This window comes from Rodentibacter mrazii (genome assembly GCF_001998825.1).
GTDB classification, from domain to species: domain Bacteria; phylum Pseudomonadota; class Gammaproteobacteria; order Enterobacterales; family Pasteurellaceae; genus Rodentibacter; species Rodentibacter mrazii.
On record NZ_MLHG01000016.1, the window covers coordinates 22,457 to 48,185 of the forward strand.

A 25,729-nucleotide genomic window follows, 5' to 3' on the forward strand; every position below is an offset into this window, starting at 1 on the left:
TTCCGATTACGTTGCTTTATTATTGCAACGTTGATTTTGTGTGAAGAGAGGAAAGACTTCAGCACTAGCACGTTGTGAGAAGTATTTTCACAATTTAGTCCCTGAATTTCTTTTAAAGTACTTTAAAGAAAATGTCATGCAAGTCATTGACTGCAACCCCGATTTTTTGGATTGGGGTTTACGGATAAACCGCTTTCAGTAATTCAAAATGTGGGCCATCATAGAACTTTTCGTCATCACTTCTGCCGTTGCGATTCCAATCACCGCCCCAACGAATAGGAATTTTTAATTCTTTAGAAGCTTGGAACATCGCTTTTGAAAGCTTTCCAAATTTCTCTAAATCATTCCAATCCAGCGGATAAGGGACAATATCAACAGCGTGTCCGGTTAAATGACGGCTGTTCATTGTTTTGGTTGCACCTTGTGCAAATAAACGCTTTTGTTTAGCTTTACTACGCAATCCCTCAATCACAGTAAAATCGATTTCGGAAATTTCCAACGCTCTGCGAACTACTTTAACTAAATCTGAATGAACACCTTTGAGATTATCCAAACTTCGTTGGCTAAATCGAAACTTACCCATTATTTCTCCCCTTAGCTTGAATTGAGTAGCGAAGCGCCATTGCCCGCACTTTATCAATACCCAGTAACGCCACGATTGCGCCGATAGCAACGGATAGCTTTGGTGGCAGTGCTAAATACTCAAGTACCGATTCACTTGCGACAGCAATTAAACCGCAGAGAATACTTTCAACAATCACTCTGGTTTTCTTGCGCTCTTTGCCGATATAGCAAATGCGGAAAATAGCAATAAAAAACGCCATCATAAAACTATGAATGGCGTTGAGGTTTGCTTGAATATAGGCGGCAATCATCGCCCATAAATTTGGATCTTTAGTTGGCATTTTCATACTCCACCCCATTGGGCTTATAGTCGGAACAGCCACAATCTTCACAACGGGTTGCCAGTTCTACAATTTCACGCTCAATCACTCGTTCGGTTGGACGTGGCACGCTAATTTGACTTGCAAGCCCTTCATCTTTGTTTTTGCAGCATTGACACTTTTTGCATTTTTCAATCACTTTACAGGTCATTAAATCCTCCCTTTATATGCAATAGAATGTCCGCCCGTTTCAAAACGTTGCATGACATCAATTTTTGCCTGTGCAATGCCTTGTTTAAAACGTGTGTCGTAGAACATCGCCATCTGCGGATCGGCAAAATTGTACTGTCGCATTAACAACAAATTCGCTAATGCTCCATTCACGACAACATCGTGATAGCGGTCGAATAAAAGTTTATCCACTTCACAGGCACTTTGTGTCGGCATCGCGAAATAACGAATATAAAGCTGATTTTCTTTGTCGGCTTTTGGTGTGTTATGCAGAATGATTTTGTCGTTTGGTTCAAAATCAAAACCCTCTTTGCAAAAAAACGGTGAAATTTGACCGCTCTTTAGTGCCACTTTATCGACATAATGCACCTGTTCATGATCGCCATTATCCAAATAATAGTCACGCACACCGGCTTGCACATCTAAACGAAGTTCACGTTTCAACAATCGACTATCTCGAGCTAAGATTTGTGCTGATTGACGTAAATATTCCAATGCCACATCATCCGGCACGCCTTTTGCCACAAGCGTTACTCGAGGTAAGAACGCATCTAAACCGATAAACTCTACGTCCCGTCCGTCATTGTCGCAGGTAAAAATGACGGGATTGGTGCTGTTACATTTAGGTTTGATACAACCGCATGACATATATTTTCTCCATAAAAAACCGCACAATCTTGCGAAAGTGCGATCGGTTTAAAATGCAAAATCAAGTTGTTCCATTTGGGTTAATCGCTGCCTAACTTCTTCATAGGCGTGCTTTTCCTTTTTTCGCTTTTGTAATGCTCTCCCCGCTTCACTACCACGTTTTTTAGACTCACTTTCGTTTTCTTCTAACTCTTCACGTTGTTGACGAATATCTTCCCATTTGGCAACACCCAGAGTCCAATAATCCCATAGTACTTCATAACAATCTTTTTGGTATTCAATGAGCTTGTCTTTAATTTCAGGTTTAACACGAGATGGATTTACGCCAAACAACCACCCATTGAGATAATAGAGAGGCAAACAAACCGCATCTTGTTCACCACCATTTGAAGGTATTCGTATTACACGAATACCTTGGGATAACACTTCATTACGCTGTAAACGTTCAAATTGTGCGTGCCAAACTAAACCGATATTCTCGGCAATTTGTTTCATCGGTACGTAAGGCTTATTTTCGTGATTAATCACTAAAATATCCAAGCCTAAGAATTTTGCTTTTAATGTCTTCATTATTCCTCCTATTAAATTTTTGGATAATAAAAAACCCGACCTTTTCTGATCGGGTTTTATGTGGTTAAATAAAAAGACAAAAGCCCCATAACACTGGAGAAACTGCTGATGATTTTTATCATCATAAAAATTGTGTATATTACGCTTTTTATGTCTTTATTTGGTTTAATCGGTTATTTCAAGATTTTCAGCCGTAATCGCCCCTTAACGTTAAAATCTCTCTTTGCTTTAGGTGGTTTATTGTTCTTTTTTGAATTCCTTCTACCTGTATTTTTCTTTCTATGGAGTAGGGCTATTCAATAAGGTTTTCACCTTTTCATATTGCTGTTTGCTGATCATAATATTTACAGGCTCTGTCCAGCTCCCAGTTATCGAAAATGGTGTGCCAAATTCTGTCTGCAAGAGAGAATACCCTGTATTAGTCAGGTCTAAGGGTTTTGAAAATTCATCGCTCAGAGCATAATTAACTTGCCCAACAAGGAAGTAATTTCCCCTTTGCTGAATAACTTCGCCATCAAATGAACCACTAATGACCACACCGCCTATCGCCCACAACGGATTATTGATTTGCCATACTTCACGCTCTTCCATTAGGCGATAACCGTTTTTGAAATTTAACCTTTCTCCATTTAAAATTTGCCTAATAAATGCAGAATGTAGGCTTTCTTGGTTCAATTTTCCTAACTTACCATTTGTGGTAACTAATGTTTGAACAGCCTGATTTACGCCCATTTGCTCAAGTGTTACCGGCTTGCCATCCGCTAACAAATAGTACAACACCAAATGGAGTGATGTTGCCTTACTATTTTCTACATTCACGATGGATTACTCCGCTGATAACCTTGTTGTTGCTGAATATGTGAAAATGCCCTTCTAGCCTGAGTTTGCATTGCAATCCCATTTAAGAACTGCTTATAATGCAGTGCTGATTTCTGCTGGGAACTCATACTTTCCGTCTCCGCCCCAAATAAGCGATATAGCACATAATCCACCAATGCCGCATAGTTTTCCGTAACGATTTCATCAAGCTCATCTCCTGCTTTTATTTGAGTCGGTTTTACCGCACAAGTCATTCTGGCATAGACCGTTTCATTCGGGCTGACAGGTGGTTTTACCGTGAATTGATTGTCCGTATTGGCTACCTTGCTGTAACTGCGTGCATCCGTTTTTCGATTAGAACAATTGCGCTTACCAAATGCGCTCTGAGCGGCATCATCGACGTCCTTTAGTTCCGCAATAAAATTGCCATGTGCATCAGTAATCGCATCCACCGAATAAAGCAAATCACAACAACAGGGTTGCTGCAGATCGCTATCGTCCAGTTTCGCCACGACCGTTTTTATGAACCGAGACGGATTAAGTTTGAACATTTCTGCCATAGCCTCATTGAGATAATCCAAAATAAGCGGATCTTCAATGCGATCTGCATCAACATCGTTGTAATCGAACCGAACACGCAGAATAAAATCTGCGGTGTTCATTAGCTAATTTCCTGTTCGTTATCGTCTGTTGTGGATTTGCCTTTACCTTGTCTAACGCTTCCTGCTTTTGCGGAAATACTACGGTGAAGGTGAACAATTTCTTTCTTTTCATTCTTGGAAAGAAGGCTTGCGGTTAAAGCGTTTTGCACATCAAATTTTGCACCGTTAATGGCTGAAACAAATACTTGTTTTTGAGGTTGTGTCATTGTCTGTTCCTTTAAAAGAAAAACCCCGGTACATTGACCGGGGCATTGGGTTACATCATATAGCCTTCTTGTTCAAAGCGGCGGGCAAGTAACATCACTAAGTTATTTAAACTTGCTTTGTCTTTCGGCAAGGCTTTGATTTCAAGCTCGATTACATCGACTTTAGCATTGTAGCCGTCAACGGGTTGAATAACCCATTGTGTACGTTTTCCTACTTGAGCTGTTTCTGCCGTATCGAAAGCCTCTGCGGTTTCCGTGGTATCAACACCACCATTTTCAGCATAGGTTGCTTTGCGAACTTTACCGGTCAGATCTGTGCCATTGACTGTGGTTAAATCAAACTGGAAACCTAAGACCGGTTCACGAAAATCAATGAAAATGGATTTCACATCGGCGTGATTCGGATTTAAGAACACACGTAGTTTGTCGCCTACTTCCAAATCTTCCACCGCTTTGCCGTAACGTTGGAATAGTAAACGCATTAAGCTTTTCCATTCTACTTTGTCACGATTGCCATAAGCACCGTCCACACGATTATCCGGTTGTACTTTAATTGGTAGCTGATCTTCATCCAATGCGTCACATTGACGGCAAGGCTTACCAAATTCAACGACATAACCGCCACGGTATAAATTATAAATTGCCATAAATTACCCCTCCACGACAATCGCTGCAACGGCGATTGATTTGTTACTTAATGCTGCCACATCAAAGCGATAGTTACCCACTAAGTAAATGTCGTTCAATACGGTTTGCCATTCGAGGTAGTCTAAACGGCTTGGTGCGGCAATGTTTTCAGGATCGACCATTAATACATATTCCACCACTTTGCCATCGGCACGGCGATAGCGTGGCATATGTAAAGAGGAATACACTTCCATTCCCAACATTGGGTGAACCATACCGGTGACAATCGGGTTATCCGGTAGGCAGCAACCTGCACCAAGGCTTGACTGTTCCCCACGAATGCGAGAATAAAATGCCGGGCTTGCCACAATTTTCAGCGCATTGCCACCACAGGTTACGCCATTTTCTTGCAAAGTTTGTTCCATTGACTGCAATACATCCATTGCACGAATATCGCCCCCCTTGCTGATGACTAATGGGTTTTCCGTATCTCCTAAGTTAATATTGCCACTTAATGCACCTGCACGCACACCACGAGAAAGCGGATGAGCAGAAGCCACTAATACCGCAAAACCGTAACGCTCGGTTAAATCACGCAATGCACGCCCAACCGCTGTTTCATAACCATCTTGGAATGTTTCCCAGTTGTGGCACATTAATGTAGCTTCTTCACGGGAGAATTTCTTTTTAAGCGGTACGCTTTGGCATAAGCGAATTTCACCGCTACGGAATGGATTGTCAGGCTCCCAAGTTTCACCGTTCCAAGCACCGTCGGTGAAATCCCCCACCTCAATATTATCCATGATGGTGTAGTGGGCCACCGGCGCACAGTTTAAGCCTAATTCAACAATATTGTGTTTTGGATTGACGATGCGTGATAATGCTGAACAGTTGTGCATTTCAGAAATCACAATCTGCGTGGCATAATCAGGAATATACAACCCTTCTGTTGCACCGCCTAAGTCGGCAGCACGCATATTTTTAGCCATAAAAAATCCTTCTATTTTTTAAATTGAGTTAAAAACGCACGCAGTTCTTTTGTTTTTCCCTGTCGGGCCAACATTTCTGCGTGAGCCTCATCTTTTTCAGTCATTTCTTTAGGAGTATTTACCTTTGCTTTTACCGTGGCCGTTTTTTGTGGTGCGACAGTCACAGTTGCAGGCGTAGATACTTGCGATTGTTTGTACTCATCCAATAAATTGCGAATAACCGGAATTAAGCGAACATCTTTACTTGCTCCCGCTTTTTGAATCAGATCTAAGCCACTCGCCCCCGTCCAATCCGTTTTACCCTGTGCAAATTCCACGAATTTAGAATCGCCAAGTAATCCTTGAACTTCAGGAATTTCACGTTGCACTTCGGCATACCAAATGCGATCACGCTCAGTCATGCTCGGTTGAGCTGTCTGAGTTTGGGCTTGTGTGTTCGTTGTTGATTGCGTATCGGCAGTGGTTGGCGTGGTGACTATTGATTGTGCTTTTGAGGCTTCTTGAGCATTTTTCACCTTGACATACAACTCAGGATTAAACATTCTCAACTCTTGTAACTCTGTATCAGATAAGCCGTTAGGGTCTGATTGTGCTGTTGTAGCCGGTTGATTTGTTTGCTGATGTTGTGCAGATTCAAGCTCACGCACTCGTCTTTCAGCACGTTCTCTTGCTTCTGCTTCTTCAATAAGTCGTGCATTCAAGTTTTGACGTTCAGCCTGTTCCTTTTTCAGCCGACCTTTCCACGCATTCACATCATTATCTGTTTTCGCAATATCCTGTTCGGATGTCGAATGAGGCACAGTCTGCTCTTGTTTAGGCTGTGGTTCGTCTTGCGGTTGTGATGCCTCTGTCGTGGTATCGGTTAATTGAGTGTCCGATTTCTGTTCAGCCTCCACCTCATCATTTTTTTGCGTTTCGTCCGTTTCAGACGCCCCGACTTTTGCTTGATGTGCTTTGGTTAAATCTGCTTGTAAATAGGTCGGAATATGTTTGCCATATTTTGGTTGAGTATTTTGTTCCATGTGTCTTTCCTTAAAGAGTGGAAATAAAAAAGCGGCAAGTCTTTGCAGAACTTACCGCTTATATTGAGCGTTAAACACTACACTGTCGGTAGTGTTCCCGTTGTCGGTTTAGGTCTATCGGGGCTAAAAATCATTCCTGTAATTTCAGCGACAGCATGAGCAGCTTGCTGATATTCCCTACGAATATCTTCATCTAACTCTTTTCTTGCCTTGCTGTTTAACACGCACCATTGGGCGTGCAAGAAACGTTCCAACTCCGATTTAATTTGTTCGTTATGTGATAGGCTAATGCGCAGTTCGGTCAGTTCTTCTTGAGAGCCGGTAGGCGAACACATTTGCACCCATAACGGTAAATCAGCCAATTTCATTATTTGCCACAGCTACTACAGCCACGCTTGCTACCTTTGCTGGCAGAAGGCATCATGCCACCGTTAATAATACCGGCGACTTTTGCCGTAGAATCCGTATAACGGACGCCATTATTACCTTCATTTAGCTTTTTAACGTTTTCACGTCCTTTTAATGGGGTATAGCTCATTCGCTTTCTCCTTATTTTTTGATAAAAAAAACGACCGCACTTTTACAAGTCTCAGTCGCATAATCTGTTTTTAGGGATTACCGGGTCGTCATAGTGATCGATAATCACCTGATTTGTGCCGTGATATTCAAAGTAATAAGTACCGGCATCATCAATATGTAATGTCGGATCATCTGCGGTGAGTACCACTTCTTGCTTACATTTTTTATACGGCATATGTTGCACATTCGCTACCGCACTTGGTTCAATCGGACAAGGGCAACAATCATCCGTTAATGTCCAGTTTGGATTACCTAATGACTGTACCCTTGCAATATGTACTGATACGGTTTCATCGCCAATAAGCCCCCATGCAATTACCCGTTTTGGATATTTGCGGACTTCAATATTCGTTGATATAGGGAAAAGCTCATTGAGCGTGAAACGTGGTTTAATATTTGATTGAGTTTGTGAGGTTTTGATGTGGCTGTGGGTTTTGATATTGCCCATACACCACCTGTTTCGTTTGGTTATTTCGATAAACTTGGTTGTTTGATTGCTCGAACAATTAAACCGATAGCACCAAGAACAGCATAAACTAATGGTTTATGTTGCTCTGGAATAATGTTATCAATCCAAGTTGTAGAGAAATCAATTGTTGCAAGTGCTGTTGTTGCTGTTAGCACTTGAACAGACCAAGATTTAGCGAGATCTTTGAAATTGAAAAATCTCATTTTATCTCCTGTTGTTTATGCAACTTATTACAGCCGCACGGGTTATAAAAAATCAAAATTTCCAGTATGAAGTCGGTATCGTAGTGGTAGGCACAACAATTTGTTCTACACCCTCTGCGAGTTTGTCGAAGCGAGTATTGTAGATACGCTTAGTTACATCTGTGATATTAGGTGTACCTTGATTGTTCACCGTGGTATCGGAACCATATACATTAGTCCAACCGTGAGTGCCATATAAGTAACATTCGGCTGCATCTAACGCTAAATTACGTATAGATATATCTAGCCCATAGCCATAGAAGAAACTCATTAAATACAAACCACGAGCATCTTTTTCTCTCAAGTTACCTTGTCGCATTAAGTCATTCGTTTCTGCTACGTCACCTGTAATATTAGGTTTACCAATAGTAGTACAACGTGCATTGATAAAATTCAAACGACTATTTTGCCCCATATTTATACGCCACGGATCAGTATTTACATCACGAATACCACCGGCAACATTATTTTGTTTGCGAACGGAAACGTTGAAATTAAACCCTAAGTCGTTTACCAGTCGCACACCTTGAAATGTCAAAACCAAGTTATGTTCTGTATAAATAGATGCTACCTGTAAACGATCAAACTCTTGAACCGAATCTGAATACGGTAGTTTGTTAGCCCCTTTAAATACTAAACGAGGTTCTTCTCCGCTCTTAATTAAAGCAGCAGCCATTAAAAAGAAATTACCATGTTCCTTTTCATTAAGGCGATCTGTTGTTTCACCATATGGAAGAATACCTAAACTACCAGTCTTAATAGCAAAGTATTGTGATTGAAAAACATCATGGTCTTGGTTTTCTTTTAACCAAATATTTCGTGAAGTACCTTTTTCAGCTAAAGTAGCCGCATATTTAAATGTACGTAAAGGGTTAGCTCGAGTACCGGCACCTTTTACTTTTAGCGGGTCTTGATCTACACCATTCTCTGCATCAACATAAAGATTAGCCAGTTCTGCTCGTGGTTTTGTCCCATAGTAGAGTTTACCGTCAATAACTCGTAACAAGTTATCTTCTAGATTGCTTACCCGTACTTCAAGATCACCATTATCATTAACGTGAATTGGCTGATTTTCAGCAATAGAAACATCATATTGCCTTGTACTTTCATTCCACTTAATGCCTTTCCCTATGTTAATTGGTGCGACAACCGGAATATCACCATTAGCGGTTTCTTTTCCATCTGCTTTTTTATGAATTTCCGCCATTTTATACCCCCACAATTCTACCTAGCACACGAGTGCCGCTTGCATCGACTAATCGAATATTAGCGACCTTATCTGCGATAATTTCAATCTTACCCTCATCACTCACCTTTATTGAACTTCCAAGATTGAGTGCTAAAGGAGATTTTTTTGTACCATTTCCTTTGATGCCTGATTTATCTTTAACAGCAACCTCAACATTACCGGCAATGGCTTCTTTAATTTTTTCAGCAGTTACCTTTCCGCCACCTTCACCACTAGATTTATCTAGTAGCGAGTCTTCGGCAGAAATAGCTTTTTTATCTTGTTCTTCTTGCGAAGTCTTAAATTGGCTACAAGTTACAAATGCCATATTTTTCTCCTATAAAAAAGCCCCTAATTAGGGGCGATTGCTTATATGTCGTTACTTATTCCGGCGTTTTGTATTTTTCTCTCAACTCATCGAAAGTTTCAGCTTCAACTTTAAACGTGCGGAACCCGCCATTTTCACTGACCATAGGCAGTGTTAATGAAATAGTGTCACTGCCAAATCTATTAGTAATTTCAAATACAAGAGTAATGCTATTTGCAAAACTCATTAAAGTATTCGTTGATACGTATTTAGCAATGTAACCTGTACCGTAAGGAGTAACTTCCGTAGCTGTTAAACTGGCATCAGTTAATTGATTATTGTAATTAATGTTACTTAATGGAAACTGATTATCCGCATTAAATGTTCCAAATTCATCTTCATTAACACCGGCTAAAGTAAAGTGAATACCGCTTGCCGTTTCTTCTAATGTAACGCTAGCGGGGGTTGGTACATATTCTACGTCAATTTCTTTCACATCTACCGGCGTATAAATAACAATAGTTTTATGTTCGTAATTTTCACCTTTAACTAATAGTCCTGTCTCTAATTTATCAGCAATGTGTTTTACATCTTCTACTGATAATGCCAATGTGAAGTTCTTATTATGAGTATTCTGTTGTAATCGTGTTACACCATCACTATAAGTACTAAGTCTATGCATTGTAATAAATACAGGCTTACCCACTAACTCTTCAGGTATTTCAAAAGGAACCGCTTGTTGTTTTCGTCCAGTCGAATCAGCTTTTAATGAATACATTTGTACAATTGATTTAGCGTTATCTTTAAAAATATCGCCAATCGGCACATGAAACTCTTTGTCATCTTCGCCCTCTTTGCGGGTAGTTAAAACAATTTCTTTGGTGTTTGCGTCGTAGGTTGCATCTGCCAAGAAACGATCTGCCATCATTGCCGGAATAAACTCAGCAATATCAATTTCAGCCTTTTTATCGCCTAATGAAACCTTTAACTTTGATCCATTACGAGACAAGTCAATGTCTGTTGTATCATTGTCGTGTGTAGATACACGGATTTTAATTTCTGACATCGTTTTTCCTTATTCATTGTCTAATGGGAATGCCTTGAATAACGCTTCATCTTCTAGTGAGTGCACCGTTATCAGGCTTGATTTATCAATCTTTTCAGATAAAGCCTTTTGCAAGGCTTCAATCTGCTTAGATTGCTCTTCAATTTTTTTCTGTAGTTCGGTTAATTGTTTCGATACATCACCGCTTGAACCGCTACTACAGCAACCAAGTTGTGTCAATTTTTCTTGGTAAATAGGTTTGCTTGCCATTATTTACACTCCAATTGTTGTGGGGCCGTTGCGGAATTATTGACAGCATAGCCAATAATATTTCCATCACATTCTTCAATGGGTAACGTATGACCGTCACCGGCTTGTGGATAAGCATAGCCATGTAGCTTGCCTTCACAATCTGTAATTTCAACTGTTGCATCAGGATCTCTTGTTTCGTCAGGGTGAAATAAATACCCCATAAACTGTGAACCACAACAATCCCCCTCATCTAATACGATAGGAATAGGTACACCGGCATAATATCCGCAACGTTTTTTAGTACGTGTCCAACGAATATTTCCACAATGAGAAATTTCTTCTTGCTCAACAAAATGCTGATTACAACGTTCCGCCCCTGTGGTTTCCCATGTTTTATCTAAACAAAACCCGCAAGGTTCAATACCAAGCTCTTTATCACTAAAATCACGCAAATTAATCGCTTCCACTTCCACGATTAAATCTGTTGGGTTTCCATTCACAACCGGAATGTAATTGCCTGCGTAGGGAATAATTAAGCTATTTCGCTCAGGGGTAAGACTTGGTGTGCAAGTACCAATTTGATATTCAATCGCAGAACTGAGTTCACCTTTGGTCGGCGTAATCAAACTGCAACCATTACGCTCAAAGTGGGGTTGCGTACTGCAATAATGCACACGTTTGAATGTAATCGTCTCTTCATTGATTAGACCATAGGCAGTTACCCGTACCGCACTGCTCACCGCAAAGCCCTGCACATCTACCACATCAGGAGAAATCACAGTAAGTACATTTGGATCGCAACTTTTCATTGGTTCTCTCCATATAAATTTTCAAACAGCACCGCAACTAAATCGTGAAATTTGCTGTAATCCTGTCCTTTACGAGGTATAAAGGCGATAGGTCTTTGCCACCATAAAACTTTAAGTCCACCGGAGTAACCGCCTTCAGTAAAGGTCAGCACTTTAGTGGACTCATTAAATTTCACATCACAAGTACCGGATTGAACACGCTGTACAATGCCATAGCCGTAGCGATCGTGCCAAACCTGATCACCTTGTTTGACTTCATCAAAATCAATTTTCATTACATCATCCTTAAACTCCGTCCGTCTAATCCGCTCGTTTGGCTTGCCATTTGAGCGTTATTGAGATCAGACTGAACGCCGTTACTTGGCATATAGCGATCAGTATCAATCCCTGCTGATTTAAAATAATCTCGTACCATATCGGAAATCATTTCTCGTGGCACAAGTCCTTGTTGTGCGAATTGACTCGCTTGTGGTACAAGCCCGGCAAGTTCTTTCGCTTTGTTCAACTCCGTCTTTAAGCCCAAAAGACCGGTTGGTGTAATCTTCGCATCGGCTTTTACGCTGTCATCATTCCCCAATAAATTATGGGCATAAATCAAGGTAATCGCCGGGCGAATAAAATACTCATCAATATTAAAGGCGCAATCTTCCAACCCAAGCACGGCGTTATCGGTCATCATTGCCAAACCACCTAAGGTTTGCCCTGCACCTTGTAGCCCTGCGTTACCATTTAGGAACGACGGCAATCCGCACTCATCATCGGCAAGTCTGATTTCATTGGTCATAAAATTGAATAATTGCGGAAAAGTCATCGGCACCGTATGTTGGGTAATTCCCCGACCATTATTTTCCTTAGTAGGATTAGAATTCACCCGACTAAATGGCTCAAAGGTAATTTGTGACGGATCACTAAATTTATCCACATCCACTTCAATCATTGGCCCGGCTGCATACATCGCATTCAGTAACATTGAATATTGTGTACGGTTAATGGATTGTTGGCGGTCATAAATCATCATTCCCACCGACACGCCATAGGCTCCACCGGCAATGCGTTTGTAGCTTGCACTAAAATAAGTGCGTTCACCTTTCGGGTGTGCAACAATTTGACAACGGATCACACGACCATCACAGACTTCAATATCGGCGTTAAAATAGTCATCTGCTTCGCTTTCTTTGATTGATGATACACCATAATCAATCAAGTCTTTCCCTTGAATTAACATCTGACAACGTAAGGTATGGATTTCGTCATCAACTAACATATAGTCCAGTACACCTTTATTGTCAGTATCTAATCCAAGCCAATGAGAATCGCCGTTGTTAATCACCTCTCTCAAGGCTTCATCGTCATAACCCAATTCTTCTTTACCCAAAAAAGACGATAACTGAGCTTTAGTTCGCTTGGTTAATTCAATAAAGAATGAACCGTCCTGTGCACTTGTCGCATCCGGGGCAAAAAAAGCATTAATAGGATTGATACGTCGAAATGTAGGTCGAATAACCGTTTTCTTCACATACTTGTTTTTCTGCCACTGATAATCCACCACAGCTTGATTATCATAACCAATCACCATTACCGGCATTAATGCAATATCAAATAACGATTCGCTTAATGTTTGAGAGAAATTGTTTTCGACTAACTGATCTTTGATTAAAGTAATCATCTTAGCCGTAGCATCACTTGCAATTTGCAATTCTTCTTGCCGTAGCAATGCCTTTGCTTCTTTGCTTTGATCTTCAATAAACTTCGCTATTTTAGGTAATAAAAAACCATCATCACCTAATAAGGCTTCAGGCGGTAGTCCGCTTTCGATCATTCTATTTAATAATGCAGCCTTTACCCGCTCAAGCCCCTGATCTTTTTTATTTTCAGGCAACTCTACAATCGGTGTCGGTGTAATATTAAACGGAGGATTGGTTGGACTGGCATATTTAGAACGCATATAACTGGCGACCATATTGATTTTTATCTGTATCAAACCAAAATAAGACCGCATATTTTTACGGCTAACTAATTCCTCATAGTCATGAATCTTATGGTAAGCATCATCTAACCGTCTAATCCAATCATCAACCGTTTTACCCTGTATCTGCAGTGATGAACGATAGCTTTTTGCTTGCCTAAAACATTCCATCACTTTTTCCGCCAACGAATCCTGAACCGCCTCTAATTCCTCGTCATCATCGGGCATTTTAATTTGTTCATTATTAAATGTTGCCATTTAGCATACTTCCCCCATAAGTTGGTGCTTTGCGCAAGCCCTCATATTCTTCAGGCTGCTCAGATTTAGGCATCACATAATTCATCGCAAAGGTAAAAGAAAGCGCATCCGCCAAATCAGGTGAATGCGCTAACTCTTTTTTACTTTGCATTTTCAATCTTCGAGAGCTGTCATATTCTGCCGACAACGACAACAAATCACTTTCAAAAATATCGTTATCAGGGATATCCGCCCCGGCATCAAACCATTGTGCCATTCTGTCCCACATCTCAGCCCGCTTATTCACATAAGCATCGGGTTCATCTGCTCGGCGACTGGCTTTTACATCAACCACTCGATCTTGATAACCAAGCTCGACTAAACGTGCGTGAATACCTAAACCTAACCCAACGGCATCAATAAACATCATATCGATTTTATATTCGTGCAACACATCCACACAACGCCCCACCACTGCCATTAAATCAGGGTGCTTAAATCGCCACGCTTTCAACACTTTACAGCCTTGACGAATTACAATCGCCGTACTGTCTTTACCACCGGCAGCAGGATCGACACCACACACAATAGCGCCATAAGGCTCTAATGTGGCTTTTCTTGCTTCCGCAACCGCTTTTTTACTGATAAAAGAATTACCGCTTGAACGGAATGCCTCTTCAGGAGTGATAGGATATTGCTCTTGGAATAATGCGAGCTTTTCTTCAGGTGAGCCTTTAAACTGTCGCATTTTGGCTTGTCGCCAAGCTAACTGTTCGTCATCAATGCCGTAAAGTTGCTGATATTCCCGCTCTTCCTTGCTAAATTCAAAACCGGCACTATCTGTTCGATACTCTTCCATCGCAGTCCAAGGGTAAAAAACTGGAATAAATTCGCTCTCACCACGAATAGCCGCTTGCCAAGTTTCATGAAAGTACTCACCGGAACCATTTGCCGTACTCTCCAGAAAAATCATTGAGCCTTCGCCACTTGGTACTGTCTGCATTACACCAGCCGTCATATCCGCTTGGTTATTACTACGAGAAACTTCGGACCAATGCAAACACTGTATTGTTGAACCGTGTCCCACATTTTTACTTCCGGCAGTAGCAGTTTTGATTGCACAATCAATCCCTTGAAACACCAACTCATTAACACTATCTCTCTTAGCCGATGTTTTAAATGGTAAAGGAGTTTTTTCGTTATACCTCCTAGTCATTTCAAACAGCTCTTTAGTAGCGTCATCTAAATGCGTAAGTACTAATGATTTTGTACCTGTATGATGAACTGTCCACCAGTAAATTAGGGCCTCAATGAAAGTTGATATCCCCATCTGTCTAGCTTTTAGAACAATAAAACGAACTCGCCCATTAATTTGCATTTGTTCATAAAATTTATTCAATAAATCTAACTGCACAGAATTAAAATGGAAAGGAATCAATCCACCATTTTTAGGGCGAATCATTAAACAATCGGCGGCAAACCGCTGAAAATCAATTCGGTAAATATTACTCAGTCGTTGAATTATTTCGCTGTCTGTCTTGTTGCTCATATTCACCTAATTTCCTTAACCATTCCTCTCGATTAAAACCCTCTGTTGTTGCTTGATTTTCAGTGCTTGCTCCTAATGCAAGGCGATAGCCTTTCTGTAAATCCAGTAAAGCCCCCGTAAGAGATTTAATCTCGCTGGGTTTCTCACAGACACTCAACATTTTTAAGACTTCATCTTGAGCATAAGCGATAGCTTTTAAGTTTTTATTTTCAAATTGAGTAAGTTCATCAACACGATCTTCAATTGTTTTTTCAATTGATTTTGTGATCACCTTGTGATCTACTTGTGATCGTTCATCTGTCCATTTCTCTTTCGTAACTTTCCGTGAAAGCGTGCCTAATGGAATATTAAAAGCCTCAGCAAAATCACGAATAGATAAAGTAGATTTAATAAATTCCACTTTTATTTTTGCCCAGTCGTGATTTGATTTCGCCATTCCTTACCCCAACAAATATCCAATCAATCCACCAAGCACTAAGCCACCCATAATGCGGTAGCCTAAACAGCATTGGCAGTTTGTACCATAAGCGAAAAATAAAGCTGCCTGTTTAAGCTGCTTAAATGGAAACGGCAATTCTTTTGTATCTTTGGCACAAATCCATGCAATCTCTTTCCCTTCGAATAGGTCTTTCTCTATCTCGTCATAGCCAAGATAAATTAAATTACCACTAATGGACTTCGCTTTGTCTTTGGCTTCTTTTACCGTTTCAGCAAGAATTGCTAATTGCTGTTCTTTTCCATCATAACTATAAGTAAAATAACAATTTAACATTGATTATCCTTTTTATGCTTTCTGTCATAGAGAAACAAAAAAGGCGACCGTTAAGCCGCCTAAAACAAACTGCGGTCATTTGCAGTCGGTTTTTGTATAGTGGATAGCAAGGTCGGCTAGGCTCTTATGTCAAATAACCAACTTAACTGCCTGCTCCCTGCCAATCCTTGCTATTTATTGCCTTTCTTGCGATTAGCCGTTTTTGATAATACCTGCAAATTACTGCGAGAATTCGAACCACCTTTGCTTAATGGCTTTTTGTGATCTACCTCTTTCCCCTTTAACGCAGATTTACCCATTTCTTTTTCCATCGTTCTTCTTGCCTTATTACGAGCCGCACGATTGGCAATCTGCTCCGGTGTTCCGTGATAGGTTCGATACTCTTTCTTATAATCACGGTCACGATCAGGCTTGATTGATTTCTTCTTTGCCATAAAACATCCAATAAAAAAGCCCCAAGCATTTCTGCTTAGGGCCGTATCAGATTTATGGCACTCTGTACCGGAATCGAACCGGTATCGATGACTTAGGAGGTCATTGCTCTATCCTGTTGAGCTAACAGAGTAAATATATATTAAAAAACCCCGACTGTATTCAATCAGGGCTACTAAATTCATTTGTGCGTTGCTTACGTGCAAAAACCGCACTATAGTGTGAATCATATACTTTCACTTGCAAGTCGTCAAGTGGTTATTAACAAAATCAAAAGATATTTGGTGTTTAAAAATGTGAACTATAATTGACACTCAAAATAAGATTATCTAAAATAGCCTTGAATAAATTGATAAGGATTCCTCAATGACAATCCAGATTAAAACCACTTTAACTTTTGATAACTGGTTGGCTAAATTAAAAAATATTCGAGCTAAAGCCAAAATTAATGCGCGAATCAAACGCTTACAGTTTGGAAACTTTGGCGATATCAAAAGTGTAAATGATGGCATTTTTGAATTACGCATAGATGAGGGACAAGGTTATCGAATTTATCTGAAAAATCAAAACGGTGTTTTAGTATTTTTACTATGTGGCGGAGACAAATCCACACAAGAACAAGATATCAAGAAAGCAAAACAACTTGCAGAGGAATTAGGATTATGACAGAACAATTAAAAGATTTTGATATTGCAGAACATCTCACTTCCGAAGAGGAAATTCAGCTTTATCTCAACGAAATTTTACAAGAAGACAATGTTGAACTTATTTTATCTGCGCTTGGAGATATTGCCCGAGCACGTAATATGAGCCAAATTGCCCGTGATGCAGGAATCAGCCGTGAAGGGCTTTATAAAGCATTATCCGGTTCAGGTAACCCAACTTTTGCTACCGTGATGAAAGTTATGAAAGCACTAAACCTCAAATTCCAAGTTCAACAATCGAGTTTCGCTTAAACAAAAAGTGCGGTCAAAATTAACCGCACTTTCGCTTTCTTACCCCAAAAACATAAATTTAATCTTCGCTCCAGTAAAAGCACCTTTTAAAAATCGGACTCCTTGTGCCCGTTCACGATACATTCTCGCAGGAGATATACCAAGCGCATTGCAAATATCCCGCTCTTTTGCTTTCTGAACATACAACGCCATCAAAATTTGATACTGTAGAAGATTGTCAGCATGAAGATTCATAATTTGCTGTTCTATAAGGAGGCATTCATCGTCTGTAAGAAACTTAACGTATGCTTTCCGTGGTTTAGGTAATACCGGTATTGATATCGTTGTATTTGGATATTCCGTACCTATTCTTGTTCTCCCCCAAATATTTCCCCATTTTTCAATCACGCGTTCCACACTATAAGCCATTATTTACCACCTTAACCTTTTCTTTGTAATACTGAATAATTTCTTTGCAATCTTCGACTGTGTATTTCTTAAAATCGTGGTCTTGGCGTTCTAGCCATTCCACTTTATCCACCCCGATTTTTCTTACCAAATTAATCCGATACTCAATCACATTGCCGCTTTTATGGTTATTGCACGGTTGGCATTGTTTATGGACATTCAACTCACAAAACCGCAATTCAGGGCAAGCCCCCACGCTGCGATAATGCCCGGCGTGCCATTGTCCTTGATGATAGCGACCACAACTGATACAGGGTTCGTCTTTATCACGCAGGCGGATGAATTTATTAAATACCGATTGTGCCTCTTTCAGCCATTCTGAACGGCTTTTCAATCTTGCTTTACGTTCCTTTAGCTTTTTCTTTTCGGCTTTCTCTCGTGCTTTTTGTGCGTTATCTCGAGCAAGTTCTATCGCACATTTAGGCGAACAGACTTTTTGTGTGGTTTGAAACCGCACGAAAAACTGACCGCACTTTTTGCATTTATATTCTTTCATCAAACCCCTTGTTTTTTGTGTATGCGTGTGTATAATAAACCCCGATTAAGACGATAAGGAGGAAGCATGCGATCCAGCGACTTAATCAAGGAACTCAAAAATGCAGGTTGCACTTTTGTTCGGCACGGTAAAGGCGATCATCAAATATGGAAATCGCCCATCACAGGAAAGACGTTTCCTGTTCCGCACCCCAAGCAACATGTCCCAATCGGCACATTGAGATCCATCAAAAAATTGGCAGGGCTTTAGCTCTGCCAAGCTGACTAAAGGAGCGATTATGTTATTTACTATCGGCATTGAAACCCCTACAAACAAAAATGAAGCCTACGGTATTGCCGTCCCCGTCTTGTTTACGGAAAAATACGCTTGCGTAAGTGCAGCAGATACCCTTGAAGAAATCCCAACGCAAGCCACAGATGCCATTCATTCCATCTTAGAAATGATGTTTGAAGGCGGGGACGACATCAGCCAACTTCAAGACAAAGGCTACAAACACTACCAAAGCCTAGAAGAGTTTAATTATTGCGATACTTGGCTCTTGCTTGATGTGGATATTTCCCCTTATCAAGGAAAACGCCAGCGCATTAACATCAGCTTGCCGGAATATCTCATCAAACGCATTGATAGCCGTGTCGCAAGTAACCCCATATACAAAGACCGTAGCCACTTTTTAGCGATTGCCTCGCAAAAAGAGTTACGCCAATAACCTTTCCCTACCCTTGACAACCCCAACTGTTAAGGGTAGGATTTGTTTCAAGGTGTCAGAACCTTATGAAAAGCGGTAATCCGCAACCGAAATCCTTTGCGGTTTTTTTGTATCTAAAATTTGTGATCTCTTTTCTCTTTCCCACAATTTTTGTACAAAAAGGTAATTTACAATCTATGATCGAGTGGGCGGCTAATACAATACCTTCGGGGAATATGCCCAGCCGACTTTTCACGGTTTCTGAACCACTCGATCGCCCGAATTATCGGGATTTCTCTCAAAAGGAAACGTAACTATGTCAAATCTAACTATTCTCAACACTTCAATTCGTTCCCTTGACAAACTTTCCCGTTGAGAGTAGGATTTCTTCCAACGGTGGAGTCGAAACCCCGTTGATTTTTTAGTAACTCGCTATTTCACTGCGTTAATGTGATTTTTTTGTATCTAAAATTTGTGATTACTCTTTCTTTTTACCGCAAAATTTAATGGTACAAAAACAAGATACATTTCAATCTATGGTTAGGTGGGTGTGGGAATAACCAATACCACACGCCGTCTAGTTACTACGGTTTTCGAACCACCTAACCACCATTCCATTCGAAAGGAAACGTAACTATGTCAAATCTAACTATTCTCAACACTTCAATCCGTACCCTTGATAATCTTTATTCTTTAAACGATCTTCATCGTATTAGTGGATCTGAAAAAAACTACCAACCTAATTTTTTTATTCGTAACCAACAAACCAAAGAACTCATTGCTGAAATTGAGCGATCTGCAAATTCTATGATCGCTATAAAAACAGTTCGTGGTGGTCGTAATCCAGCATTACAAGGTACTTGGGCTTGCAAAGAACTCGTTATCGCCTACGCTGCATGGGTAAGCCCTGCTTTTCACCTTGTCGTCCTCAGAGCGTTCCTCAACCAAATTGAGCCACCGAAACAACTCGCTTTGCCTAATCCTGAACACAAATTCCCATTTGAACACTCAGAGTATGAACTCCAATGTATGGCGTGGGATTGGTTCGCCTTATTTAAATGCGTTGAGTTCACGAGTTATATTTTGCCGGCACTGGAAAACATTCAATCCAAGTTCGCCGCACAAGCCAGTAGCATTGTTAGCGAATATGGTTCAATGCTCCGCCGTCATCAACCCATCATTCAAAAACTCACTGCCGAATTTAAAACCGGAATGTGGCAACATGAAAACTGGAATCGGGTCTTGCCCACTATTCAGGATAATGATGTGCTTCGCCCAAAACGGCAACTCGGCAAATTCTAAAACCCCCTCGAAATCAACCGCACTTCGGTGCGGTTTTATCTTCCCCAAAATCCCCATCTGTCGTTAAACTTCACACCGTTTTGCACGCCCCAAGCGGTGACATATTCAATCAAACTTGCGAGCCGTTTCACGCCCATCTGTGCCGTAGATTCACGCAGATTTATCACCTCGCCCTCAAGCCCGATTGCCATTTCTGCTTTTCCACCTGTCGCAATTCGATGCGCCGACACCATAATCATCTTCCAAGTATCAATATCCCGTTTTTTCCCTTGAAACTCGCATTGTTTGCTAATATCACCCAACATCGCATGTAACTTGGCATTTTGTGCCTGTGTACGTGTCATTGGCTGCACCTTCACCACTAACGGCTTTTTCTCGTCTGTTGGTAAATCCCTGATAAACTCAATGCAATTTGACCGCACTTGCTCATTACGCAAGAAAAATGGTTGTTTATCGGTCATTGCATTGCTCCTTTACCATAGGATTTTGATGCGTAGGGTTTCGGCTGTTGTGGTTTTTCATTGATGAATTGATAGGCTTGCGCTTGGTCGCAATCCACAAAATGCCCTTTCTCGAATCGCATATAAGCCGTACCAAGTTCACCAAAGCGATTTTTAGTGATGATGGCTTCGGAATAAGGATTGTCCGTATCCGCCTTGTATGCGCCCTCACGGTAAAGCATGATGATTTGGCTTGCGTCCTGTTCAATTGCACCGGAATCACGCAAATCTGAATTGGTCGGTCGTTTTACAGCACGGCTATCCACATCACGGTTAAGCTGACAAAGCAAAATCAGCGGAATATTGAAATTTTTAGCAAACGTTTTAAGCTTGCTCATTGAATTAGCGATAGCCTGTGTCAGGTTCATTCCGCGTTCTTGCTTGTGATTCATTAAACCCAAATAATCAATCACTATCGCAGAGGGAGTGCCTTTCTCGTTGATATGATTTTCCGCAATCACACAAATTTCATCAGCAGATAAACCACCGCGATCGACAAAATAAACTTCTTGCTTGCGCACTTCGGTGATAGCTTGTGTTAAACGGTTATAATCAAGCTCATTAAGTTCTTGTGGGTTGCGTAATTTCTTCACACCAACTTGACCTGTTGCACTTAACAAGCGATCGACCAGTTGGAAATTGCCCATTTCAAGGCTAAAAAACAACACCGAACCTTTGTGTTTTGCAATATTGCGGGTAAGGGTTAGGCTAAACTCGGTTTTACCTGTGCCGGGGCGACCGGCTACCACAACGATGTCAGTGGAATTAATTCCGCCAAGTACGTTATCCACCCCCTCAATGCCGGTAAAAAGTAACCGCTCTTTGAAATCGCTTTTTGAACGTTTTTCAAGCACGTCCACGTAAGAATCCATCAACTCACCCAAGGCAACCGGTTTAATTTCGGTTTTGCTCACCAAGAGTTTTTGAATTTGATTGAGTGCGCATTGAGTAATCTCGTTCACTTTTTCTTCACGGGCATTGGCTAATTCGCTTGCCATTTTGAGCATGGTCTGTTGTGCCGAGCGGTTAATCCAAGCAGCGTGAACTTTTTTCGCATACCCCGAGAGATTTCCGCTGTAAACGATTCGATTTGCCATTTCCACCAAGTTTGCAAAGTTTTCGCCGTAGTCTTGTGAAAGCATTAAAATATCAATCAAATCATCTTTGCGGGCTTGTTTGCGAATGTTGCCGTAAAGTGCGCCAAGCTGAACGGTCTCAAACATTTCCGGTTCAAGCCAACTCATCACTTCTCGGGCTTGTGGTGATAGTCCGCCACTCAGTAATGCCCCAACAAGGCTATATTCCAAATCGTAATTGATATTTTGCATTACAGGTTCCCTTCCAAAACTTTGTCTAACGTGCTTTCACGAAGTAAATATTCAAAATCGGCTTTCCAGCCACGGTCATTTTCACCAAAGTAAAACGGCGGGGCTTGCTTCAGGAAATCGGCAAAATATTCCCCAATTGCCGATGCACTCCCATCACCAAATCGTTTTTTAAACACCGTGGATAATTTTTTCACAGCTCGTTTGCGTTTATCGCTGAGCGCATTAGGGTTAGCCACAAACGATAAATGCGTTTGGGATTCCTCAACCGCTTGGTTGTAGGCTTTCGCTATACCGGCATAATCAACCGAATCGGATTTTGTTTTTTCTTCAGGCGTAGTAAATTCGTTTTGCGAATCCATTTCATCCACAGGGTCGGCGTTAGCCGATTCCCCGCAAGGGGATAAAGGGGTTTTATTTGTATGTAATCTAGTGTATGTATTCTCTTGATCAATAACGAAATGACAATTTGACTGTTCCCGAAATGACGTTTTGTCATTTGGGGAAATGACACTTTGCTCATTGGCGAAATGACAATTTGACTGTTCCCGAAATGACTCAACCAAATCATCAAATACATCAAAATCAATTCGGAAATACAGGCGGTGTTCTAATCGTTTATTGGTCTCAACGACCACCCCAAGTGAACGTAATTTCTCACGGGCAGAACGCAATTCACGCTCGGTTAATCCTGTTTCGTCCATCAGTTCATCAAGGGTTTTATACACACCTAACGGATTATCGGTTTTATCACTCCAATAATATAATTGCGAAAATAAAATCGTCGCTGTAGCCCCGCCAAGCACTTTTGTCAGCCCTTTGTAATAAGCTATGGGCTGACCGATTAAACGTAATGATTCAGAGGCTTTCATCAAAAATCTCCTTGTCTAACATCGCTAATCTCACTGATAAAACCCTTTGCCAATAAAGAGCTAAAAGCACATCAATTCGTACCGGTTGATTAAAACGTTCCATTGCGTGCCTCCATAAAATACTGACTGAATCGCTTACCGCTTTTAGGGTCTTTAATGATTCTTGAGTAAATGTGATAGCCGTTATTGCGCAAATCCAAAATCCGTGCGGACAAACGCATACAACCAAATAGCTTTAACGCCTCAAGTGAAGTGATTTTTCCGCCGTTTTGCATAAATGCTAAAATTTGTGCATTTTGGGATTGACTTGATTTCTCATTTAAATTAGTATTTTTCACGTCTGTATATTCCTAATTAGCCACGGTTGCCGCCGTGGTTTTTTATTGGGTTTAAATTAGCTTTGTTTCGACGGTTTTTATTGCCAATAAACCGTTTAGCCTTATCCAACAAATACGTCATTACGTCCGGTTTAAACGTGCTACGGCATCGATATTCTTGTAAGCACATCTCGGTTGCCTGATTGACTGAAACCATATCAGCCCCCCCTGAATCAGTTGGTTGCGAATATGTTTGATGATGAAATCTTCTGCATTCATGTTGTTTATCCTTTGGTTTTTATTGCCCCAAAACCTGTTTTAAACACACCAACTGAGAAAGAAGGTGTTCAACAGATTCCATTAATTTATCCCGCTCTTTTGCAGAAATTTCATAGCCCAAATCAGAATCCTCTGAAACCGCTTCCGCAGTATCGCCACAGAGTTTTCCAACCGTTGCGGAAAGTTTCGCTACATCACGCAATAAATCCGTTGAATTGCTACCGCACTTTGGCTTTGGCATAAGTGTGCAATCCACGCTTTGTGCAATCATTTCCACTATATTTACTGACTCAGTTAGAGAAATAAGATGAATAGCGTCAATAAACCCTAATTTATTGCGTGGGTAATCAGGATTAAGCTCTTGTGCTAATTGAGATTCAGCTTTGCCCAATGTCGGTGCAAAATTAGAAATATTGCGAGAACTAGCCAGCTGAACGTGTAGAGCCTGTTGAACATAAGCGAATGGCGATTTATTTTCTTTCATAAAAAAATCCTGTCTTTTTATGGTTATTTTTTTAATCTAATCGGGTAAATTAATCTTCAGTTAAGGATTGAAGAATTTCATCAGTTGAAACTTTTCCACCGGTAGCATCAGAAATTGCCTTAATATGCTTACCGTTGATTCCTTGACCTTTTAGCCAGTTGCCAACGGTAGCGTTACTTACACCGCAGGCTTTGGCTAAAATGTCTCGGCTACCACATTCTTCAATTACTTTTTCAATAGCTTTATTCATAAACTTTTCCTTAATCAATATAAAGCAAATATTAAATTATTCTTTAATTAAAATAAAGTTTTATTTTATTGCATTTGCTAAAGAAAACTTTAGGATCAACAAAAAACTTAAAAAGAGGTATGCGATGAGTACGCTCGGTGAACGAATTGATTGGGCAATGCGCCAAAAACTGAAAACAAGAAAGCAGCTTGCAGAAGAGCTTGATGTTTCAGTGATGGCAATAGGTGATCTTATTAATGATAAAACTAAGAAACCTCGTAACTTGTTGGAAATTTCCATGGTTTTAGGTGTAAATCCAGTATGGTTACAAAGTGGGATTGGAGAACCATTCGAGGGCTCAACAGATATTTCTGCTTATACAGCAACAGAAGATGACGAAGATAACATAACACTTGATGTATTAGATATTGAAGCCAGTGCAGGTCATGGCGCAGTGAATGGTGATATGGTTCAAGTGGTAAAACAATTAAAATTTGTACCTGACCAGTTTTACAAATATTACCCCGGTATTACCCCGGCAAACATTCGAATCATTAATGTGAAAGGGGACTCTATGTTTCCAACTTTCAATAATGGCGATCTCCTCTTTGTGGATATATCTATTCAATATTTTGATGGTGATGGTATTTATATTTTTACCTTTGATGACACACTTTTCGTTAAACGTGTGCAAAAAATAGGGCGAGATTACTGCATTATTTCTGATAATGATGATGTGTATAAGCCTTGGTATATTAAACCAGAAGAAGCCTCTGAAATGTTCATTCACGGCAAAGTGAGAGTCCACCAAAGCCAGAAGTTGAATTTTGTGGGGTGATTGTAGGAGCATTGATTTACCTCAAACATATCAGAGTGTTAAGGAATAAAAAACTATCAATATTGTTTAATATTTAATTACAAACTAACCATAAGGATAAAATATGGTAACAAACCAGAAGAAACACAACTTCAATATTAGATTCTATTCTGCTTGTTCAGAGAATGGTTATAATTTTAGAACACTAGTAAATTATTTTAAGGATGACTCAATGCCTGTCGTAATGATAGGTAATTATGCGAGAAGAATACACATTTTCTCTGATAATTCTAGTTTTGATAATTCAATATCTGGTTATTTCTCTACATTTAGAGAAGATATTTTACACAAGGGAAATAAAACTACAGGAAAAGAAGAACTTTTGAATCTTGAAGATGACGAATCTATTATAGAACGTAATTATTTCACATTATTTTATGGACAAGAAAAAGAATTTTTGCTTTATCATAATTCA

At 40.3% G+C, this 25,729-nt stretch carries 41 protein-coding genes, 1 tRNA gene and 1 pseudogene; 7 read left to right on the forward strand and 36 right to left on the reverse strand.

The genetic code is table 11. The features are described 5' to 3' along the window. Positions 1-178: 178 nt before the first annotated feature. From BKK47_RS02865 to BKK47_RS02990, 27 genes are all read right to left on the reverse strand, one after another. Positions 179-583 (reverse strand): M15 family metallopeptidase, encoded by a 405-nt coding sequence (locus BKK47_RS02865; RefSeq protein WP_077493413.1) that lies wholly within the window; start codon positions 581-583, stop codon positions 179-181. Then, the gene (locus tag BKK47_RS02870; RefSeq protein WP_158074740.1) at positions 576-911 is read right to left on the reverse strand and encodes a phage holin, lambda family; all 336 of its coding nucleotides are present in this window, start codon (positions 909-911) and stop codon (positions 576-578) included. Before BKK47_RS02870 ends, BKK47_RS02865 begins: the two co-directional genes overlap by 8 nt. Beyond that, positions 895-1,095 (reverse strand): hypothetical protein, encoded by a 201-nt coding sequence (locus BKK47_RS02875; RefSeq protein WP_077493415.1) that lies wholly within the window; start codon positions 1,093-1,095, stop codon positions 895-897. Before BKK47_RS02875 ends, BKK47_RS02870 begins: the two co-directional genes overlap by 17 nt. Then, a complete protein-coding gene (locus tag BKK47_RS02880) occupies positions 1,095-1,763 on the reverse strand; it encodes a hypothetical protein (protein WP_077493416.1) in 669 nt (222 codons plus the stop codon). The genes BKK47_RS02875 and BKK47_RS02880 overlap by 1 nt, the downstream gene beginning before the upstream one ends. 48 nt (positions 1,764-1,811) lie before the next feature. Beyond that, complete coding sequence (locus BKK47_RS02885; protein ID WP_077493417.1) at positions 1,812-2,333, reverse strand: phage antirepressor N-terminal domain-containing protein; 522 nt, start codon at positions 2,331-2,333, stop codon at positions 1,812-1,814. Between the two features lie 279 nt (positions 2,334-2,612). Then, on the reverse strand, positions 2,613-3,113 hold the full coding sequence (locus BKK47_RS02890; RefSeq protein ID WP_158074741.1) for a hypothetical protein: 501 nt from the start codon (positions 3,111-3,113) through the stop codon (positions 2,613-2,615). 35 nt (positions 3,114-3,148) lie between these two features. Further along, complete coding sequence (locus tag BKK47_RS02895) at positions 3,149-3,814, reverse strand: phage adaptor protein (RefSeq protein ID WP_077493419.1); 666 nt, start codon at positions 3,812-3,814, stop codon at positions 3,149-3,151. Further along, entirely contained in the window at positions 3,814-4,020 is a 207-nt protein-coding gene (locus BKK47_RS02900; RefSeq protein WP_077493420.1) for a hypothetical protein, read from the reverse strand. Before BKK47_RS02900 ends, BKK47_RS02895 begins: the two co-directional genes overlap by 1 nt. Before the next feature lie 50 nt (positions 4,021-4,070). Next, the gene (locus BKK47_RS02905) at positions 4,071-4,667 is read right to left on the reverse strand and encodes a hypothetical protein (protein ID WP_077493421.1); all 597 of its coding nucleotides are present in this window, start codon (positions 4,665-4,667) and stop codon (positions 4,071-4,073) included. Positions 4,668-4,670: 3 nt separating this feature from the next. Further along, positions 4,671-5,636 (reverse strand): hypothetical protein, encoded by a 966-nt coding sequence (locus tag BKK47_RS02910; RefSeq protein ID WP_077493422.1) that lies wholly within the window; start codon positions 5,634-5,636, stop codon positions 4,671-4,673. 11 nt (positions 5,637-5,647) lie between these two features. Then, positions 5,648-6,658, reverse strand: coding sequence for a hypothetical protein (locus tag BKK47_RS02915; protein WP_077493423.1), 1,011 nt, complete (start codon positions 6,656-6,658; stop codon positions 5,648-5,650). A gap of 77 nt (positions 6,659-6,735) precedes the next feature. Continuing rightward, on the reverse strand, positions 6,736-7,026 hold the full coding sequence (locus tag BKK47_RS02920; protein ID WP_077493424.1) for a hypothetical protein: 291 nt from the start codon (positions 7,024-7,026) through the stop codon (positions 6,736-6,738). After that, complete coding sequence (locus tag BKK47_RS12405) at positions 7,026-7,196, reverse strand: hypothetical protein (RefSeq protein WP_158074742.1); 171 nt, start codon at positions 7,194-7,196, stop codon at positions 7,026-7,028. Before BKK47_RS12405 ends, BKK47_RS02920 begins: the two co-directional genes overlap by 1 nt. Positions 7,197-7,247: 51 nt before the next feature. Continuing rightward, positions 7,248-7,685 carry a hypothetical protein gene (locus BKK47_RS02925; RefSeq protein ID WP_077493425.1) on the reverse strand — a complete coding sequence of 146 codons (438 nt, stop codon included), beginning with the start codon at positions 7,683-7,685 and terminating at the stop codon, positions 7,248-7,250. Positions 7,686-7,705: 20 nt separating this feature from the next. Further along, entirely contained in the window at positions 7,706-7,909 is a 204-nt protein-coding gene (locus BKK47_RS02930; protein ID WP_077493426.1) for a DUF7940 domain-containing protein, read from the reverse strand. A gap of 52 nt (positions 7,910-7,961) precedes the next feature. Continuing rightward, positions 7,962-9,170 (reverse strand): hypothetical protein, encoded by a 1,209-nt coding sequence (locus tag BKK47_RS02935; protein WP_143529576.1) that lies wholly within the window; start codon positions 9,168-9,170, stop codon positions 7,962-7,964. Beyond that, entirely contained in the window at positions 9,157-9,504 is a 348-nt protein-coding gene (locus BKK47_RS02940; protein WP_077493428.1) for a hypothetical protein, read from the reverse strand. The genes BKK47_RS02935 and BKK47_RS02940 overlap by 14 nt, the downstream gene beginning before the upstream one ends. 55 nt (positions 9,505-9,559) lie before the next feature. Beyond that, positions 9,560-10,549 (reverse strand): hypothetical protein, encoded by a 990-nt coding sequence (locus BKK47_RS02945; RefSeq protein WP_077493429.1) that lies wholly within the window; start codon positions 10,547-10,549, stop codon positions 9,560-9,562. A gap of 9 nt (positions 10,550-10,558) precedes the next feature. After that, a complete protein-coding gene (locus BKK47_RS02950; RefSeq protein WP_077493430.1) occupies positions 10,559-10,798 on the reverse strand; it encodes a hypothetical protein in 240 nt (79 codons plus the stop codon). Then, on the reverse strand, positions 10,798-11,589 hold the full coding sequence (locus BKK47_RS02955; RefSeq protein ID WP_077493431.1) for a hypothetical protein: 792 nt from the start codon (positions 11,587-11,589) through the stop codon (positions 10,798-10,800). Before BKK47_RS02955 ends, BKK47_RS02950 begins: the two co-directional genes overlap by 1 nt. Continuing rightward, positions 11,586-11,864, reverse strand: coding sequence for a hypothetical protein (locus BKK47_RS02960; protein ID WP_077493432.1), 279 nt, complete (start codon positions 11,862-11,864; stop codon positions 11,586-11,588). The genes BKK47_RS02955 and BKK47_RS02960 overlap by 4 nt, the downstream gene beginning before the upstream one ends. Next, on the reverse strand, positions 11,864-13,813 hold the full coding sequence (locus tag BKK47_RS02965) for a hypothetical protein (protein WP_077493433.1): 1,950 nt from the start codon (positions 13,811-13,813) through the stop codon (positions 11,864-11,866). The genes BKK47_RS02960 and BKK47_RS02965 overlap by 1 nt, the downstream gene beginning before the upstream one ends. Continuing rightward, positions 13,800-15,341 carry a terminase large subunit gene (locus tag BKK47_RS02970; RefSeq protein ID WP_077493434.1) on the reverse strand — a complete coding sequence of 514 codons (1,542 nt, stop codon included), beginning with the start codon at positions 15,339-15,341 and terminating at the stop codon, positions 13,800-13,802. The genes BKK47_RS02965 and BKK47_RS02970 overlap by 14 nt, the downstream gene beginning before the upstream one ends. Beyond that, positions 15,298-15,777, reverse strand: a complete 480-nt coding sequence (locus BKK47_RS02975; protein ID WP_077493435.1) for a hypothetical protein — start codon at positions 15,775-15,777, stop codon at positions 15,298-15,300. The genes BKK47_RS02970 and BKK47_RS02975 overlap by 44 nt, the downstream gene beginning before the upstream one ends. 3 nt (positions 15,778-15,780) lie before the next feature. Beyond that, the gene (locus BKK47_RS02980) at positions 15,781-16,113 is read right to left on the reverse strand and encodes a hypothetical protein (protein ID WP_077493436.1); all 333 of its coding nucleotides are present in this window, start codon (positions 16,111-16,113) and stop codon (positions 15,781-15,783) included. Positions 16,114-16,283: 170 nt separating this feature from the next. Continuing rightward, positions 16,284-16,547: an HNH endonuclease signature motif containing protein gene (locus tag BKK47_RS02985; RefSeq protein ID WP_077493437.1), complete on the reverse strand. Its 264-nt coding sequence runs from the start codon at positions 16,545-16,547 to the stop codon at positions 16,284-16,286. A gap of 55 nt (positions 16,548-16,602) precedes the next feature. Next, positions 16,603-16,678: transfer RNA gene (locus BKK47_RS02990), tRNA-Arg, on the reverse strand. Positions 16,679-16,911: 233 nt separating this feature from the next. On the opposite strand from BKK47_RS02990, the gene BKK47_RS02995 reads away from it, so the two are divergent. Both BKK47_RS02995 and BKK47_RS03000 read left to right on the forward strand, forming a co-directional pair. Further along, positions 16,912-17,211 (forward strand): type II toxin-antitoxin system RelE/ParE family toxin, encoded by a 300-nt coding sequence (locus BKK47_RS02995; RefSeq protein WP_077493438.1) that lies wholly within the window; start codon positions 16,912-16,914, stop codon positions 17,209-17,211. Further along, entirely contained in the window at positions 17,208-17,501 is a 294-nt protein-coding gene (locus BKK47_RS03000) for an addiction module antidote protein (RefSeq protein ID WP_077493439.1), read from the forward strand. Before BKK47_RS02995 ends, BKK47_RS03000 begins: the two co-directional genes overlap by 4 nt. A gap of 39 nt (positions 17,502-17,540) precedes the next feature. On the opposite strand, the gene BKK47_RS03005 is transcribed toward BKK47_RS03000, so the two are convergent. Further along, positions 17,541-17,909, reverse strand: a complete 369-nt coding sequence (locus BKK47_RS03005; protein WP_077493440.1) for an antiterminator Q family protein — start codon at positions 17,907-17,909, stop codon at positions 17,541-17,543. Continuing rightward, complete coding sequence (locus BKK47_RS03010) at positions 17,899-18,447, reverse strand: recombination protein NinG (RefSeq protein WP_077493441.1); 549 nt, start codon at positions 18,445-18,447, stop codon at positions 17,899-17,901. The genes BKK47_RS03005 and BKK47_RS03010 overlap by 11 nt, the downstream gene beginning before the upstream one ends. A gap of 63 nt (positions 18,448-18,510) precedes the next feature. On the opposite strand from BKK47_RS03010, the gene BKK47_RS03015 reads away from it, so the two are divergent. The 3 genes from BKK47_RS03015 to BKK47_RS03030 all read left to right on the forward strand — a co-directional run bounded on the left by BKK47_RS03015 (position 18,511) and on the right by BKK47_RS03030 (position 20,431). Further along, entirely contained in the window at positions 18,511-18,693 is a 183-nt protein-coding gene (locus BKK47_RS03015) for a type II toxin-antitoxin system HicA family toxin (RefSeq protein ID WP_077493442.1), read from the forward strand. Between the two features lie 28 nt (positions 18,694-18,721). Further along, positions 18,722-19,150, forward strand: a complete 429-nt coding sequence (locus BKK47_RS03020; RefSeq protein WP_077493443.1) for a type II toxin-antitoxin system HicB family antitoxin — start codon at positions 18,722-18,724, stop codon at positions 19,148-19,150. A 615-nt stretch (positions 19,151-19,765) separates the two neighbouring features. Next, a complete protein-coding gene (locus BKK47_RS03030) occupies positions 19,766-20,431 on the forward strand; it encodes a P22AR C-terminal domain-containing protein (protein ID WP_077493445.1) in 666 nt (221 codons plus the stop codon). A 35-nt stretch (positions 20,432-20,466) separates the two neighbouring features. On the opposite strand, the gene BKK47_RS03035 is transcribed toward BKK47_RS03030, so the two are convergent. The 7 genes from BKK47_RS03035 to BKK47_RS03065 all read right to left on the reverse strand — a co-directional run bounded on the left by BKK47_RS03035 (position 20,467) and on the right by BKK47_RS03065 (position 24,458). Further along, positions 20,467-20,892, reverse strand: coding sequence for a recombination protein NinB (locus tag BKK47_RS03035; protein WP_077493446.1), 426 nt, complete (start codon positions 20,890-20,892; stop codon positions 20,467-20,469). Next, positions 20,889-22,259 carry a replicative DNA helicase gene (locus tag BKK47_RS03040; protein WP_077493447.1) on the reverse strand — a complete coding sequence of 457 codons (1,371 nt, stop codon included), beginning with the start codon at positions 22,257-22,259 and terminating at the stop codon, positions 20,889-20,891. The genes BKK47_RS03035 and BKK47_RS03040 overlap by 4 nt, the downstream gene beginning before the upstream one ends. After that, the gene (locus BKK47_RS03045; RefSeq protein WP_077493448.1) at positions 22,259-23,128 is read right to left on the reverse strand and encodes a hypothetical protein; all 870 of its coding nucleotides are present in this window, start codon (positions 23,126-23,128) and stop codon (positions 22,259-22,261) included. The genes BKK47_RS03040 and BKK47_RS03045 overlap by 1 nt, the downstream gene beginning before the upstream one ends. A gap of 89 nt (positions 23,129-23,217) precedes the next feature. Further along, on the reverse strand, positions 23,218-23,466 hold the full coding sequence (locus BKK47_RS03050) for a helix-turn-helix domain-containing protein (RefSeq protein WP_077493449.1): 249 nt from the start codon (positions 23,464-23,466) through the stop codon (positions 23,218-23,220). A gap of 16 nt (positions 23,467-23,482) precedes the next feature. Beyond that, positions 23,483-23,662, reverse strand: a complete 180-nt coding sequence (locus BKK47_RS03055) for a hypothetical protein (protein ID WP_077493450.1) — start codon at positions 23,660-23,662, stop codon at positions 23,483-23,485. Positions 23,663-23,743: 81 nt separating this feature from the next. After that, on the reverse strand, positions 23,744-24,208 hold the full coding sequence (locus tag BKK47_RS03060) for a phage regulatory CII family protein (RefSeq protein WP_077493451.1): 465 nt from the start codon (positions 24,206-24,208) through the stop codon (positions 23,744-23,746). A gap of 49 nt (positions 24,209-24,257) precedes the next feature. Beyond that, positions 24,258-24,458, reverse strand: coding sequence for a YdaS family helix-turn-helix protein (locus BKK47_RS03065; RefSeq protein ID WP_077493452.1), 201 nt, complete (start codon positions 24,456-24,458; stop codon positions 24,258-24,260). 124 nt (positions 24,459-24,582) lie between these two features. Here BKK47_RS03065 and BKK47_RS03070 point away from each other — a divergent pair, with 124 nt between their 5' ends. Both BKK47_RS03070 and BKK47_RS03075 read left to right on the forward strand, forming a co-directional pair. Next, positions 24,583-25,275 carry a LexA family transcriptional regulator gene (locus BKK47_RS03070; RefSeq protein ID WP_158074743.1) on the forward strand — a complete coding sequence of 231 codons (693 nt, stop codon included), beginning with the start codon at positions 24,583-24,585 and terminating at the stop codon, positions 25,273-25,275. Positions 25,276-25,486: 211 nt separating this feature from the next. After that, positions 25,487-25,729: pseudogene (locus tag BKK47_RS03075) on the forward strand (hypothetical protein); the annotation flags it as partial.

Coding starts and splice junctions, on each gene's coding strand:
- BKK47_RS02865 (WP_077493413.1), bottom strand. CDS start 583: ATGGGTAAGTTTCGATTTAGCCAACGAAGTTTGGATAATCTCAAAGGT.
- BKK47_RS02870 (WP_158074740.1), bottom strand. CDS start 911: ATGAAAATGCCAACTAAAGATCCAAATTTATGGGCGATGATTGCCGCC.
- BKK47_RS02875 (WP_077493415.1), bottom strand. CDS start 1,095: ATGACCTGTAAAGTGATTGAAAAATGCAAAAAGTGTCAATGCTGCAAA.
- BKK47_RS02880 (WP_077493416.1), bottom strand. CDS start 1,763: ATGTCATGCGGTTGTATCAAACCTAAATGTAACAGCACCAATCCCGTC.
- BKK47_RS02885 (WP_077493417.1), bottom strand. CDS start 2,333: ATGAAGACATTAAAAGCAAAATTCTTAGGCTTGGATATTTTAGTGATT.
- BKK47_RS02895 (WP_077493419.1), bottom strand. CDS start 3,814: ATGAACACCGCAGATTTTATTCTGCGTGTTCGGTTCGATTACAACGAT.
- BKK47_RS02900 (WP_077493420.1), bottom strand. CDS start 4,020: ATGACACAACCTCAAAAACAAGTATTTGTTTCAGCCATTAACGGTGCA.
- BKK47_RS02905 (WP_077493421.1), bottom strand. CDS start 4,667: ATGGCAATTTATAATTTATACCGTGGCGGTTATGTCGTTGAATTTGGT.
- BKK47_RS02910 (WP_077493422.1), bottom strand. CDS start 5,636: ATGGCTAAAAATATGCGTGCTGCCGACTTAGGCGGTGCAACAGAAGGG.
- BKK47_RS02915 (WP_077493423.1), bottom strand. CDS start 6,658: ATGGAACAAAATACTCAACCAAAATATGGCAAACATATTCCGACCTAT.
- BKK47_RS02920 (WP_077493424.1), bottom strand. CDS start 7,026: ATGAAATTGGCTGATTTACCGTTATGGGTGCAAATGTGTTCGCCTACC.
- BKK47_RS12405 (WP_158074742.1), bottom strand. CDS start 7,196: ATGAGCTATACCCCATTAAAAGGACGTGAAAACGTTAAAAAGCTAAAT.
- BKK47_RS02925 (WP_077493425.1), bottom strand. CDS start 7,685: ATGGGCAATATCAAAACCCACAGCCACATCAAAACCTCACAAACTCAA.
- BKK47_RS02930 (WP_077493426.1), bottom strand. CDS start 7,909: ATGAGATTTTTCAATTTCAAAGATCTCGCTAAATCTTGGTCTGTTCAA.
- BKK47_RS02940 (WP_077493428.1), bottom strand. CDS start 9,504: ATGGCATTTGTAACTTGTAGCCAATTTAAGACTTCGCAAGAAGAACAA.
- BKK47_RS02945 (WP_077493429.1), bottom strand. CDS start 10,549: ATGTCAGAAATTAAAATCCGTGTATCTACACACGACAATGATACAACA.
- BKK47_RS02950 (WP_077493430.1), bottom strand. CDS start 10,798: ATGGCAAGCAAACCTATTTACCAAGAAAAATTGACACAACTTGGTTGC.
- BKK47_RS02955 (WP_077493431.1), bottom strand. CDS start 11,589: ATGAAAAGTTGCGATCCAAATGTACTTACTGTGATTTCTCCTGATGTG.
- BKK47_RS02960 (WP_077493432.1), bottom strand. CDS start 11,864: ATGAAAATTGATTTTGATGAAGTCAAACAAGGTGATCAGGTTTGGCAC.
- BKK47_RS02965 (WP_077493433.1), bottom strand. CDS start 13,813: ATGGCAACATTTAATAATGAACAAATTAAAATGCCCGATGATGACGAG.
- BKK47_RS02970 (WP_077493434.1), bottom strand. CDS start 15,341: ATGAGCAACAAGACAGACAGCGAAATAATTCAACGACTGAGTAATATT.
- BKK47_RS02975 (WP_077493435.1), bottom strand. CDS start 15,777: ATGGCGAAATCAAATCACGACTGGGCAAAAATAAAAGTGGAATTTATT.
- BKK47_RS02980 (WP_077493436.1), bottom strand. CDS start 16,113: ATGTTAAATTGTTATTTTACTTATAGTTATGATGGAAAAGAACAGCAA.
- BKK47_RS02985 (WP_077493437.1), bottom strand. CDS start 16,547: ATGGCAAAGAAGAAATCAATCAAGCCTGATCGTGACCGTGATTATAAG.
- BKK47_RS02995 (WP_077493438.1), top strand. CDS start 16,912: ATGACAATCCAGATTAAAACCACTTTAACTTTTGATAACTGGTTGGCT.
- BKK47_RS03000 (WP_077493439.1), top strand. CDS start 17,208: ATGACAGAACAATTAAAAGATTTTGATATTGCAGAACATCTCACTTCC.
- BKK47_RS03005 (WP_077493440.1), bottom strand. CDS start 17,909: ATGGCTTATAGTGTGGAACGCGTGATTGAAAAATGGGGAAATATTTGG.
- BKK47_RS03015 (WP_077493442.1), top strand. CDS start 18,511: ATGCGATCCAGCGACTTAATCAAGGAACTCAAAAATGCAGGTTGCACT.
- BKK47_RS03020 (WP_077493443.1), top strand. CDS start 18,722: ATGTTATTTACTATCGGCATTGAAACCCCTACAAACAAAAATGAAGCC.
- BKK47_RS03030 (WP_077493445.1), top strand. CDS start 19,766: ATGTCAAATCTAACTATTCTCAACACTTCAATCCGTACCCTTGATAAT.
- BKK47_RS03035 (WP_077493446.1), bottom strand. CDS start 20,892: ATGACCGATAAACAACCATTTTTCTTGCGTAATGAGCAAGTGCGGTCA.
- BKK47_RS03040 (WP_077493447.1), bottom strand. CDS start 22,259: ATGCAAAATATCAATTACGATTTGGAATATAGCCTTGTTGGGGCATTA.
- BKK47_RS03045 (WP_077493448.1), bottom strand. CDS start 23,128: ATGAAAGCCTCTGAATCATTACGTTTAATCGGTCAGCCCATAGCTTAT.
- BKK47_RS03055 (WP_077493450.1), bottom strand. CDS start 23,662: ATGGTTTCAGTCAATCAGGCAACCGAGATGTGCTTACAAGAATATCGA.
- BKK47_RS03060 (WP_077493451.1), bottom strand. CDS start 24,208: ATGAAAGAAAATAAATCGCCATTCGCTTATGTTCAACAGGCTCTACAC.
- BKK47_RS03065 (WP_077493452.1), bottom strand. CDS start 24,458: ATGAATAAAGCTATTGAAAAAGTAATTGAAGAATGTGGTAGCCGAGAC.
- BKK47_RS03070 (WP_158074743.1), top strand. CDS start 24,583: ATGAGTACGCTCGGTGAACGAATTGATTGGGCAATGCGCCAAAAACTG.